This window comes from Actinoplanes sp. NPDC051861 (genome assembly GCF_040681145.1).
In the GTDB taxonomy this organism is placed as follows: Bacteria; Actinomycetota; Actinomycetes; order Mycobacteriales; family Micromonosporaceae; genus Actinoplanes.
Window position 1 is genome coordinate 18,715 of sequence record NZ_JBFAYE010000033.1, and the last position, 12,367, is coordinate 31,081.

General features: G+C 71.4%; 9 protein-coding genes. 7 read left to right on the plus strand and 2 right to left on the minus strand.

The genetic code is table 11. The annotated features are described in order from the left end of the window. Position 1 precedes the first annotated feature (1 nt). Positions 2-2,716 (minus strand): S8 family serine peptidase, encoded by a 2,715-nt coding sequence (locus AB0M02_RS44485; protein WP_364238571.1) that lies wholly within the window; start codon positions 2,714-2,716, stop codon positions 2-4. 204 nt (positions 2,717-2,920) lie between these two features. Next, a complete protein-coding gene (locus AB0M02_RS44490) occupies positions 2,921-3,910 on the minus strand; it encodes a GNAT family N-acetyltransferase (RefSeq protein ID WP_364238572.1) in 990 nt (329 codons plus the stop codon). A gap of 208 nt (positions 3,911-4,118) precedes the next feature. On the opposite strand from AB0M02_RS44490, the gene AB0M02_RS44495 reads away from it, so the two are divergent. From AB0M02_RS44495 to AB0M02_RS44525, 7 genes are read left to right on the plus strand one after another with little or no spacing between them, the layout of a single operon-like run. Next, positions 4,119-4,883 carry a polysaccharide deacetylase family protein gene (locus AB0M02_RS44495; RefSeq protein WP_364238573.1) on the plus strand — a complete coding sequence of 255 codons (765 nt, stop codon included), beginning with the start codon at positions 4,119-4,121 and terminating at the stop codon, positions 4,881-4,883. Next, on the plus strand, positions 4,876-5,994 hold the full coding sequence (locus AB0M02_RS44500; protein ID WP_364238574.1) for an aminotransferase class I/II-fold pyridoxal phosphate-dependent enzyme: 1,119 nt from the start codon (positions 4,876-4,878) through the stop codon (positions 5,992-5,994). Before AB0M02_RS44495 ends, AB0M02_RS44500 begins: the two co-directional genes overlap by 8 nt. Positions 5,995-6,002: 8 nt before the next feature. Further along, entirely contained in the window at positions 6,003-7,223 is a 1,221-nt protein-coding gene (locus AB0M02_RS44505; RefSeq protein WP_364238575.1) for a glycosyltransferase family 4 protein, read from the plus strand. Between the two features lie 2 nt (positions 7,224-7,225). Continuing rightward, entirely contained in the window at positions 7,226-8,764 is a 1,539-nt protein-coding gene (locus tag AB0M02_RS44510; protein WP_364238576.1) for a polysaccharide biosynthesis tyrosine autokinase, read from the plus strand. Next, the gene (locus AB0M02_RS44515) at positions 8,757-10,022 is read left to right on the plus strand and encodes an NAD(P)H-quinone oxidoreductase (protein WP_364238577.1); all 1,266 of its coding nucleotides are present in this window, start codon (positions 8,757-8,759) and stop codon (positions 10,020-10,022) included. Before AB0M02_RS44510 ends, AB0M02_RS44515 begins: the two co-directional genes overlap by 8 nt. Then, a complete protein-coding gene (locus tag AB0M02_RS44520; RefSeq protein ID WP_364238578.1) occupies positions 10,019-11,212 on the plus strand; it encodes an O-antigen ligase family protein in 1,194 nt (397 codons plus the stop codon). Before AB0M02_RS44515 ends, AB0M02_RS44520 begins: the two co-directional genes overlap by 4 nt. Then, entirely contained in the window at positions 11,209-12,345 is a 1,137-nt protein-coding gene (locus AB0M02_RS44525) for a hypothetical protein (RefSeq protein WP_364238579.1), read from the plus strand. Before AB0M02_RS44520 ends, AB0M02_RS44525 begins: the two co-directional genes overlap by 4 nt. Positions 12,346-12,367: the final 22 nt, after the last annotated feature.

The following is a 12,367-nucleotide window of genomic DNA, read 5'->3' on the forward strand; positions in this document are numbered from 1 at the left end:
ATCAGCTCCGGAACTCGTCGTGCGTGACGTACTGCCCGCCGGGCGGGGTCACGGTGCTGCGGTTCTCGCCCTGCTCCCAGGTCACGCTGCCGTCCGGGTTCTTCTTCAGGTACTTGAACTCGATCGCCGTGCCCGCCGGCAGGCTCACCTCACCGGACCAGACCGGATAGCCTGCGGCGGAGAGCGCGACCGCCCGCGCCGGATCCCATTCACCCAGCTCGCCGATGTTCCCGGTGACGAAGACGTTCTGACCCCAGTAGGTCTCGCCGGTCACGTTGAAGGTCGCCGCGACGCGGCGCGAGGCCGTCCGGAACCTCACCCCGAGGCCTTCGGTCACCGAGGTGCCGTTCACCGCGTACGCGAACCCGTCGCCACCCGCCGGGCCCTCCAGCCCGACGGTCGCGCTGATCCCGGCAGCTCGCGCCCCGGCCAGCCCTCGGTATCCGAAGGTGACCGATCCGTCGCGCCGGAGCACCGCGCTCACCGAGAGCCGCTGCGCCGTGTCCTCGCCGAAGAACCGCACGTCGCGCCACTCCACCACGAACGTGTCGCCGTCCGAAGCGATGTACACACCGGAGTCGGTTCCGACGAAGAGATCGTCCCAGAACGGATAGATCGCGTTGTTCGGCTCGGTGACGTCCGGCAGGCCGGTGTTCGCGTACCGGGTCTGCGCGCCGTCGAAGGAGATCAGCCCGTTGGTGCTGATCCAGGCCCGCTCGTGGGCGACGCCGTAGTGCGGGACGGGGAACGGCAGGCTCACCTCGATCGCGTTGTCGTCCCCGGTCAGGGCCAGCCGCTCGCTGCCCGCCCGGTAGGGCTCCGGCGACGGGCCGCAGACGTGGCCATACCGGTCGGTGCTCTGGTCGAGCGGCAGGTCCACGGTCACGTCACCGGTCAGCGTGATGTCACGGGACGCGCCACCGGTGCAGCCGCCGAGCGGGCTCACCGTGATCCGGTGAGCGCCGAGCGGGGCAGCGATCCGGTAGCGGCCGTCGTCGCCGGTGCGCACCGAGACCGGCGTACCGGCCAGCGACACGCTCGCACCGGGAACGGCTGCGCCGGCCGCGCTGACCAGGCCCTCGATCGTCGCCGAGGCGCTCACGGCCAGGTCGGCGTCGCGGGACTGCGCCACACCCTCGACGATCCGCAGGTCGGTCTCGTACGTGTCGTAGCCGAACGCGCTCACCCGCAGGTGGTGCACGCCGGCCGGGAGCCGCCCGAACCGGTATCCGCCGTCGGCGCCGGTGGCCGTGGTCCGGTCGCCGGCGCCGGTGAGCGCGACGGTCGCACCGGCGAGCGGGACGCCGGCACCGGTCACCGTGCCGGTCAGGCTGCCTGCCGGGCGCACGGCGAGGGCCACGGCGGCGTACGCGTCCAGCCTCCCCTCCCCGAACACGTTGTTGTCACCGGCCGTGCCGCCGCAACTCGTGTCGTCGGTGTCGATCGCGGTCGCGTCCAGGATCTCCCGGGTGGCCGCCACGTCCCGGCGCAGCGCCGGTGCCGCCGCCCAGATCAGCGCGACCGTCCCGGCCGTGTGCGGTGAGGCCATCGAGGTACCGCTGAGGCTCGCGTACCCGTTGCCCGGCGTGCTGGAGCGCACGTCGGCACCGGGCGCCGCGAGGTCCGGCTTGACCGTGCCGTTCTGGCCGGAGCCCCGGCTGGAGAACCCGGCGATCGCGTTGCCGATGTCGAACGCCCCGGAGGAGTACGTGTCCGCGTACGAGCCCGGGGTCGCGGCGGTGCCGCAGGACGGACCGGCGTTGCCGTTGGAGAACGCCGGGAAGATGCCCGCCGCCACCCACGCGCGGACCACGTCGGCGTACCACGGGTCGAAGCCCGGCGCGCCGCCCCACGAGTTGTTCACCACGTCCGGGGCCAGGTCGGGGCGAGGGTTCTGCCCGTTGCGGTCGGTCGGCGCGACGATCCACTGCCCGGCCGCGAGCAGCGCCGACACCGAGCAGGAGCTCGTCTCGCAGCCCTTCGCGGCGATCCAGGTGGCGCCGGGTGCGACGCCGACGCCCTCGGATCCGGCGATCGTGCCCATGGTGTGGGTGCCGTGCCCGTTGTTGTCGCAGGGGGCCGCGTCCGGGCAGACGCGGGACGGGTCGTACCAGTTGTAGTCGTGCTGGTACGACCCGTCGGCCTGGCGTCCCCGGTATCCGGCGGCCAGCACCGGGTGGTCGAACTGGACGCCGGTGTCGACGTTGGCCACCACGATCCCCTGACCGCGGTCGTCGCGATCGGCCCAGACGCGCGGCGCGCCGATCCGGTCGATGTTCCACTCGACGGCGTCGACGGCCGCCTGCACCCGCCCGGCCGCCGGTGCCGGCAGCGTCACCGGCTTGTCCGGCAGCACGGCCTTGACCTCCGGGCGGGACGCGACGGCTTCCACCAGCGCCGCGTCGCCGGTGACGCGCATCGTGTCGGCGATCCAGTAGGACTCGAACGTCGCCTTGCGGCTGGTCAGCAGCGTGCGCAGGACCTTCTGGCTGCGCGCGGCGCTCGCCCGCGCCCGGTCGTGGACCTCGGCGGCGCGCCCGCCGGTCAGGTCGAGCGTGTCGCGCAGCAGAACCCAGAACGTCGTCTTCCCGCCGTCACGCACCGCGCTGCTCACCTCCGCCGCGACCTTGGTGTCCGCGGCTTCGGCGGGCGCCGCGATCACCGCGACCGCGCCCAGCGCCAGGGCCACGGCCCAGCGCCCTCGGTGTTGCTTCATGGCGTTTCTCCCCCAGTTGGCTGTCCTTTTCGGATGGCCGGCCGGGATCGAACGCTACGTTCTTGCAAGAGGTTCCAGAACTTGCAGGCTGTTTCTGGTGCGTGAACAACGTTATATTGCCTGTTGAGTCCATGATCGATGACCTATGACGCTAATCACGACCGTCGATAACGACACATTGCTCGGCAAGAAGTTTCAAATGCTTCAGCGTACGCCCGTCAGCCGGGCGGCGGCACGCTGCTTCAGCGCGAAGCCCTGCTTTGCCGCGTCGCGCAGGCGCGCCACCAGCGGCGAGCGCGACCGGCGGGCCCACGGGACCGGCACCTCGGTGGTGCCGTACTTCGCCTTGTAGGAGTTGCCGCCCACGAAGTCGAACTCGGTGAGCCCCCGGGCCCGGGCCCAGCGCAGCGCGTGCCAGATCAGCGCCTCGTTGGGGCGCAGGTGCTGGTGCTCGCGATAGCTGGCGCCACCCCAGAAGTACATCGCGCGGTGGTGCCACGGCAGGACCGCCGTGGCGATCGACCGGCCCTCGCCGTCGCGGGCGCGCAGCAGCAGGATCCGCCCGGCGGGCGACAGGTGACGGATCAACGACCGAACTCTTTCCACCGAATAGGTGGGCACCAGGTTCTGTTTCGCGAATACGTCCCGTAATTGATCGTAGAATTCGTCGGCGAATGCGGGATCGCCGTCCACCTCTTCGATGACGACACCGGACTTGGCCGCCTTGCGGATGTTGCGCCGGCAGGCACTGGCCATCGCGGCGAAAAGATCATCCTCGGACGGCTCCAGATTGATCACCGCGGTCGGGGCGGACTCCCAGAGCAGACCCGACCCGGCCAGGTCCGCCTCGGTGAGGAAGCGGTCGCGGACCTCCGCGTGCGCGCAGCCGAGCTCGTCGAAGGCGAACGGCAGCAGCGCGTCGAGCGCGGCACGCCGCGACACACCCGGGTCCAGCTGGAACCCCAGATAGGACGTGGTCCAGCCGGCCATCGGGCTGCCCAGGATGCGCAGGCCGTACTTCCTCGTGAGCAGGCCGGTGAAGTGACCGGCCGGCGTGCTGCCGTCGGTGACGGTGGCCAGCACCGGCTCGGCGCCCTGGCACTCGGCCACGAACGCGAGCCACTCGGGCGTGTGGAAGATCAATCGGTCCGGGTATGCCGCGCGGTCGTTCCAGAGCGCGGGCGACGGCTCCACGCGTTGCAGTCGAAGCATGTGATCCCCGGTGAAGAAAAATACCTGTGGGCGGATGATGCGTCATCGTAAGCGCATTCCGCAAGGAGCCGATCGGGCTATTCCAAATCGATGTGAATCATCCTCGCGTTCATTATGACAATTGCTACTGCCGGTCTCCCCACGCATTTGCAATCGTGGGTGGAACGGTGAGGACAGACCGGGAGGTGCCGTGCCTACGGCGATCAGAAAACGCCTGAACGAGCTGGGGCTGCGCAGCAGGCTCCGGGCCCGGCCCCGGGTCCAGGGCCGCATCCTGGCGCCCGCCGGGCTGCTGCGCCGCCTGCCCAGCGCACCGGGTCTCTACTTCCCCTTCTACCACGACGTCCCGGCGGAGTACGGCGACGACCTGCGCCACCACCTGCGCACCCTGAGCCGGATCGGGCCGATGATCTCCTGGGAGAACGCGCTCGCCGTGCTCGCCGGTGACCGGCCGCTGCCCGGCCCGATGTTCTGCCTCTCCTTCGACGACGCGCACCTCACCTGGCGCGACGTCGCCGCCCCGCTGCTGCGGGAGCTGCGCGTGCCGGCGATGTTCTTCCTGACCTCCGGCATGGTCGGCCGGCCGGGGAACCTGACCTGGCAGGACTGCCGCGACCTGGTCGCCGAGGGGTTCGACTTCGGATCGCACACCGTCACGCACACCCGGCTTGCCGACCAGGACGACGAGGCCGCCGCCCGCGAGCTGATCGACTCGAAACGCGAGATCGAGGAAGAGCTGGGCGTCGAGGTCCGCGACTTCGCCGCGCCGTACGGGCATCCCGCCGTCGACTTCCGCGAGCGCGACGTGCGCACCGCCCGGGAGGCCGGATATCGCAGCTTCGCCACCACGCTGCGCCCGGCCATGCACGCCGGCGACTCGCCGATGTGGATCCGCCGCCAGGGCCTGCACCCGGCCTGGCCGATTCTGGCAGTGAGGACCCGGGTCCATGACTGACGCGCGCATCTATCTGTCCCCACCCGACGTCAGCGACCTGGAGCGCAAGCTGCTGCTCGCGGCGTTCGACTCGAACTGGGTGGCGCCGGTCGGCCCGGACCTGGACGCCTTCGAGGCGCAGACGGCCGAGCTGGTCGGTGTCCGGCACGCGGTGGCGCTCAGCAGCGGCACCGCGGCGCTGCACCTGGCGCTGATCGCGGCCGGGGTACGCCGCGGCGACACCGTCCTGGTGCCCTCGTTCACGTTCGCCGCCACCGCGAACGCGGTCGTCTATCTCGGCGCCCGGCCGGTCTTCGTGGACAGCACGCCGGACAGCTGGAACGTGGATCCCGTACTGGTCGCCGAGGAACTGCGGACCCGCGCCGAGCGGGGGCAGCTGCCGCGGGCCGTCGTCGCCGTGGACATGTACGGGCAGTGTGCCGACTACGACCCGTTGCTGGAAGCGTGCGACCGCTACGGCGTGCCGCTGATCGAGGACGCGGCGGAGGCGCTCGGCGCGACCTACCGCGGACGCAGCGCCGGGTCGTTCGGGCTGGCCGGGGTCCTGTCGTTCAACGGCAACAAGATCATCACCACCGGTGGTGGCGGCATGCTCGTCACCGACGACAGCCGGGTCGCCAAGCAGGCCCGGCACCTGGCCACCCAGGCCCGCGAGCCGGTGCCGCACTACGAGCACCGGCACATCGGCTACAACTACCGGCTCAGCAACCTGCTCGCCGCCGTCGGCCGGGGCCAGCTCCTGCGCCTGGAACAGATGATCGCCGCGCGCCGCGAGACGTTCGAGTTCTACCGCTCCGCCCTCGGCGACCTGCCCGGTCTGACGTTCATGCCGGTCGCCGGCTACGGCGTGCCCAACTACTGGCTGACCTGCGTGCTGGTGGACGAGCACCGCGACCGGGTCCTCGCCGAGCTGGCCGCCCGCGACATCGAGGGGCGCCCCGCCTGGAAGCCGATGCACCTGCAGCCCGTCTTCCAGGACTGCGTGATGCGCGGCGGCGAGGTCAGCGCCGGACTCTTCCGCCGGGGCGTGTGCCTGCCGAGCGGATCCGCCCTCACCGCGCACGACCGGCAACGGGTCGTGGAAGCGGTCCGTTCAGCCCAGGAAGGATGACGCGGCGGATGCGCATCGTCTACATCCATCAGTACTACTGCAACCCGGGCATGGCCGGCGGGATCCGCTCGTACGAGCAGGCCCGCCGCCTGGTCGCGCGCGGCCACTCGGTCGACGTCATCACCACCGACATCACGCCCGGCGCCCGCGACATGGGCTGGAAGGTGACCGACGACGACGGCGTCACCGTCCACTGGTTCCGCGTCCCCTACAACAACAACATGTCGTACGCGCGCCGCCTGCGCGCCTTCGCCGAGTTCATGATCCTGGCCGGGACGCGCGCCGCCCGGCTCAAAGCGGATCTGGTCTTCGCCACCAGCACACCGCTCACAGTCGCGGTGCCCGGCGTACTCGCGGCCAAGCTGCGCCGGGTACCGTTCGTCTTCGAGGTCCGTGACCTCTGGCCCGAGGTGCCGATCGAGATGGGCGCCCTGCGCAACCCGGTCGCCCGCGGCCTGGCCGGCGCCCTGGCGAACCTCGCCTATCGCAACGCCGCCGAGGTCGTCGCGCTCTCCCCCGGCATGGCCGCCGGCGTCGTCGCCCGCCGCCCCGGCACGCCCACCACGGTCATCCCGAACGCCGCCGACATCGACCTGTTCACCGTCGACCCGGAGGCGGTGCGCCGGTTCCGCGCCGAGCACCGCTGGCTCGGCGACCGGCCGCTGATGGTCTACACCGGCGCGCTCGGCGCGGTGAACGGCGTGGAATACCTCGTGCGGGCGTTCGGCCGGATCCGCGAGCTGGACCCCGGGATCCAGCTGCTGATCGTGGGTCACGGCAGGGAGTGGGAGTCCACGAAGGCACTCGCCGCGGAGAACCCGAACGTGCACATGTGGGAGAAGGTGCCGAAGTCCGAGCTGCCGGTGATCCTCGGCGCCGCGACCATGTCGTCCAGCACGGTCCGGCCGATCCGCGGCCTGTGGGACAACTCGGCGAACAAGTTCTTCGACGCGCTCGCCGCGTCCCGACCGATCGCCATCAACTACGGCGGCTGGCAGGCCGACCTGCTCACCGAGACCGGCGCGGGCCTGGTCCTCGACCCGGAGGACACCGAGCAGGCAGGCGAGATCCTGGCCCGGCACCTGCGCGACGACCTGTGGCTGCACCGGGCTCGTGAGGCCGCGCACCGCCTCGCCGTCGAGCGGTTCTCCCGGGACATGCTCTTCGACCGCTTCGAAGAGGTCCTGGACAGAGCGGCCGGGAGAAGCCCGGTCCGGAGCGGGGGTTGAGCGTGGAACTACGTGCGTACGTACGGGCCTGCCGGCGCCGATGGCTCTGGCTCGTGGTGCCGGTGCTGGTGGCGGCCACCGTGGCGGCCGGGCTGACGATGACCGGTACTCCCGGGCACCGGTCCTCGATGATCCTGTTCGTGAGCGGGGGCAACGGCGACCCGGACGCCGGTGCCCGGCGGCTCAACTCGTACATCGCGCTGCTCACCGGGCCGCGGGTGGCGCAGGGCGTGGTGGACCGGATCGGGCCCGAGGTCACCTCGGAGCAGGTGCAGAAAAGCCTGTCCGCCCAGGTCCGCGAGGGCACCGACCTGCTGGTCGTCTCGGCCACCGCCGAGTCGCCGGAGCAGAGCCGGCAGATCGTCACGACCGCCGCGTCGGTGCTGGTCGGGCTGGCCCGGCAGATCGGCGCACCGGGCGAGGAGGGCCCCGCACCGGCCGTCTCGATCGTGCAGGACGCGGTGACCACCCAGGAGCCGGACAACCTGCTGCGCAACCTCGGCTTCGCGAGCGTGCTGGGCCTGCTCATCGGCGCGGTGGCGGTCGCCGTGCGCGAGGCCACCGCCAAGACCGTCGGCGACGAGGAGGATCTGCGCCGGCTCGGCCTCGGCACGGTCGGGACGATCTCGCTGGGCGGGCGCGCCGGCCGGGGAACACATCCGGACCAGGCCCTCGCCGAGGCGTTCCGGCGGCTGCGCAGCCTGATACCGGACCTGGCCGACCCGGCGGTCCTCGGGCCGGGCAGGTCGCTGCTGCTCACCGGCTCGCACCGCAAGGAGGGTACCACCGCGGTCACCTGTGGGCTGGCGATAGCGATGGCCGAGACCGGCGCCCGGGTGGTGCTCGTCGACGCGAACATGCGCAACCCGGGCGTCGGCCGCTACCTGGCGCTGGACGGGGCACCGGGTCTGGCCGAGGTGCTGGCGGGCACCGCGCGGGTGCCGGACGTGCTGCAGAGCTCGCTGAACGGCCGGGTCACCGTGCTGCCGGCCGGCGAGCACGCGCCGGACCCGGGTGAGGTGCTCGCCTCCCCGCGGCTACGGGCCACGGTCCGGACGCTGACCGAGCGGTTCGACATCGTGCTGGTCGACGCGCCGGCGCTGCAGGGCGTGGCGGACGCGGCGGTGCTGAGCCGGGTGACCGACCGGGCGCTGCTCGTGGTGCGGGCCAACCACACCCGTACAGCCGACGTGCGCACGTCGATGGACCTGCTCGAGCGCGTCGGCGCGGAGGTGGCCGGCGCCGTGCTCAACGCGCTGCCCCGCAAGCTGCCGACCGGCAAGGACTGGCACGAGGTGGTGGCCGAGGTGCAGCCCGCCGAGACCGGTCTGGGCCTGTTCAGCGAGGCGCCCGACCGCCCGCCGAGGATCGACGACACGTTCGTCTCCCTGCCGGTGGTCGGCCCCGCACGTGGCCGCGCCCAGGTCGTGAAGGCCGAGATCAGCCCGCCGGAGAAGGACGAGAAACCGGAGAAGGAACCCGACGTCGCCCGCGGCTGGGCGAAGGTCTTCGAGACACCACCTGAGGACAAGAGTGAGTAGGGTCCAGGAGGCGGCGCCACGGAGCCCGGTCGCCTTCGTCGGCGGCATGCTCCGCGAGCCGTACGTCCAGTTGCTCGCCTCCCAGGTGCTCACCGGCGGCGTCGCCCTGGCCGCCAACATCCTGATGGTCCGCTCGCTGACACCCACCCACCGCGGTGAGGTCGCGCTGCTGCTGCAGGTGGTCTACCTGACCACCCAGGTCCTGCTGCTCGGCACCGAGCGCAGTTTCGTGGCGAGCTACCACAACGTGTCGGCTGCGCCGGCCGTCCGCGCGTACGCCCGGCTGCTCCTCGTCCCCTGCGCCCTGTTCCTGACCGCCGCGGTGGTCTACGCGATCGCCGCGCCGCACCGCCTCTCCCCCGGCCCGCTGATCATCGCGATGCTGGCGTGGTACGCGCTGATCGAGGCGGCCAGCCTGGCCACCCGGTCGATCGCGATCGCCGTCGGGCGGGTGCGTGACTTCCTGATCTGCCGGGTCATCGAGGCGGTGCTGCTGCTCGTGACGCTGGTGGCCCTGTACGCCACCGGCGCCTCGCACCCCGAGATGTGGTTCCTCGCCTACCTGTTCGCCGGCGCCGCGCCCACCGTCGTCTACCTCGTCATCTGGCTGCGGCTGCCGGTGCTGCCCGGGTCCGCCCCGGTCCGGCCCGACCAGAACCGCCTGGTGCGCCGGGAGGGCCTCGCCCTGTTCCCCGCGGCGATCTCCAACATGGCGATGCTGCGGGTGGACCGCCTGGTCATCCCGGCGCTGGCGTCCACCGCCGCACTCGGCCTCTACACGTCGGTGGCCACGATGACCGAGCTGCTCGCGTGGCCGGTCCGGGCGTACGCGGACTCCCGCCTCGGCCGCTGGCGTGCCTCGCACAACGACGGCGGCCTGCGCGCCAAGCCGCTCGTGGTGGCCGCCGCCGTCTACACCCTGGTAGTCGTCCCGATCGTGGCCGGCGGGCTGTACCTGCTGATCGAGCCGGTCTTCGGCCACCAGTACGCGCCGGCCAAGGCGATCGTGCTGCCGCTCGTCGTCGCCGCCGGGCTCTACGCGATCTCCCGGGTCGCGCTCGGCCTGCTGATCGCGAAGGGGCACAGCGGGCTCGTGTCGGTCGCCGAGATCACCGGGTTCGCGGTGAGCTTCGCGGCGTACGTGCTGCTCATCCCGAAGATCGGCATCCTCGGCGCGGCCTACGGCTCCCTGCTCGGCTACGGCGCCTGCCTGGCCTTCGCACTGATCACGACGATGGTGGCGAAGGACCGGCCGTGACCTCACGGATCTTCCTGGCACCGGGACTGATGCTGGTCCTGGTGACGATCGGTGGCCGCTACACCCTCGACCGGGCCGGCCTCGTCGACCTGGCCTGGGTCGACCTGCGCGTGATCGGCCTGATCCTCGCGATCGTGCTTCTCGTCATCGACGTCGCGAGAAGGGGCGAGAAGGGCACACCGAGCCGGGAGGGCTGGCTGCTCGCGGCACTGCTCTTCTTCCTCTTCCAGATCGCCTCGGCGCTGTGGGCGCCGCCCGCTTCGCGGATCGGCCCGCAGACCCTCGATCTGGTCCTGCTGGGCGTTCTGGTGCTGGCTTTCTATGTGTACGCGGTGGGCGACCCCGACCAGGCCATCCGCACGGTGTTCCGGCTGCTGTTCGTGGTCGCGACCGTCTTCGCGCTCGCCGCGATCCTCATCAGCGGCCCCGGCGAACAGGGCCGCTACTCCGCGTTCGGCGGCGGCCCGAACGTCTTCGTCCGCATCGAGATCCTCGGTGTGATCAGCGCGGTGGCGCTGTTCATGCTCACCGGAAAGCGCTGGCCGCTGCTGGTGACCCCGCTGTTCCTGCTCGCCGCGGTGCTCTCCGGCTCCCGGGCGGGCCTGCTCGCCGGCGCCGTGGTGGGTTTCGCCGCGCTGCTCAAGCTGCGCCACCGGCTGCGCACCGGCCCGATCGTGGCCGCGGCCCTGGTGCTGGTGGCCGCCGGTGCTGCTCTCTGGGCGTTCGCCCCGCCGGCATTCACCGACCTGTTCCAGGAACGCTTCGTTGAGCAGACCGTGCAGGAACAATATCTCTCCGACCGGACCTCGATCTGGGCCGCCGCGTGGAACCTCTTCCTCGACCGCCCGGTCGCCGGTGCCGGGCTGGACGGCTTCTACGGCGTGATCGGCGTCAACCAGGCCGTCGAGTACCCCCACAACTATCTGCTCGGCGTCGCCTCCGAGGGCGGGCTGATCGGCCTCGGCCTGCTCACCGCGTCGCTGGTGCTCTGGACCCGGGTCGTGCACGGCGGCGGCAACCGCCCGCAGCTGACCGGGCTCGCCGTCGCGGCGGCCGTGTTCGTGGCTCTGAGCAGCCTCTTCTCCGGTGACTACTACGACTCCCGGCTCGCCTGGATCTTCGCGGCGCTGGCCGCCGCGGCGGCGCTGACCCCGGTCAAGTCCCCCGACCGTGAGCTGGTGCTCCGATGAAGCGGCGCACCGTGTTGATCACACTCGGTCTCGGCGCGGCCGCGGTCGCCACCGCCGCGGCGCACACCGCGGTGCGCGGCGGCGAGGACGTGCCGGCGATCCGCGAGCCGATGCCTGGCGTGGCACCGGCCACCCAGGACGCGCTCAAGGTGAAACCGGTCGCGTTCTGGACCGGCGTGTTCATGAAGAGCTGGGATTTCTCGTACCGCAACGGGATTCCGCTGAGCCGGTCGGACGACAGCCGCGACCACTACGACCTGGCGTACGACGTGGACGGCCTGACCGCCATGTTCCGGGCCACCGATCAGCGCCGCTTCCTCGACCGGGCGCTGACCTACGTGGAGAACGTGGTGGCGTCGGCGAAACCCTCGGTATCACTGCGGGACAGCCAGTTCAGGGACGAGTACTCGGGATGGGCGTCCCGCAAGTCCGGCGAGGGCGGCGACGAGGTGCCGCTCTACGAGAGCTACTTCTGGCGGTACGCGACGTCGCTGCTGGTCGCCGTCCATGACAACCCCGCCGCGCGCGCCGACTACCGCGACCGCAGTCAGCGGCTGCTCGACTTCGCCGAGACGCAGATCTTCGAGAAGTGGTACTCGCGCGGCGCCGACGACACGATCTACCGCGAGCGCACGCACATGGCGGCGCACTGGGCGCTGATCTCGTTGAACCTGTCGCTGCTCACCGCCGACGCCGGCCGCCGCACCCGATACCAGACGGTCCACGACACGATCAGCACCCGGCTGCACGGGCAGATGCGGCGCAACCCGGCCGAGGCGACCGCCTACTTCTGGAGCGACGTCTGGGACTCGGCGAAGCGGCCCGGCCAGGACGTCGGTCACGGCAACGGCGTCATCACGTACGTCGTGGAGGCCCGTGACCGCGGCACCTCCTGGACCGGTGCCGACATGGCGGCTTTCGGCGCCCTGCTCACCGAGGTCGTGTGGCCGTCCGGCACCACCTACCGGATGTACGTCGACGGCACCGGCGCCGACAACGGCTGGTTCGCCGACGGTTTCGTGAAGCTGGGCCGCTACGACCCGGCCGTGCAACTGCGGCTGGAGAAACACCAGGTGGTGAACGATCAGTTCGCCGCGAACATGGCGCTCAACGCCCGCGTTCTGCGGTCGTGACACGCCGGAAGGAGACAGGACG

Coding starts and splice junctions, on each gene's coding strand:
- AB0M02_RS44505 (WP_364238575.1), top strand. CDS start 6,003: ATGCGCATCGTCTACATCCATCAGTACTACTGCAACCCGGGCATGGCC.
- AB0M02_RS44525 (WP_364238579.1), top strand. CDS start 11,209: ATGAAGCGGCGCACCGTGTTGATCACACTCGGTCTCGGCGCGGCCGCG.
- AB0M02_RS44485 (WP_364238571.1), bottom strand. CDS start 2,716: ATGAAGCAACACCGAGGGCGCTGGGCCGTGGCCCTGGCGCTGGGCGCG.
- AB0M02_RS44500 (WP_364238574.1), top strand. CDS start 4,876: ATGACTGACGCGCGCATCTATCTGTCCCCACCCGACGTCAGCGACCTG.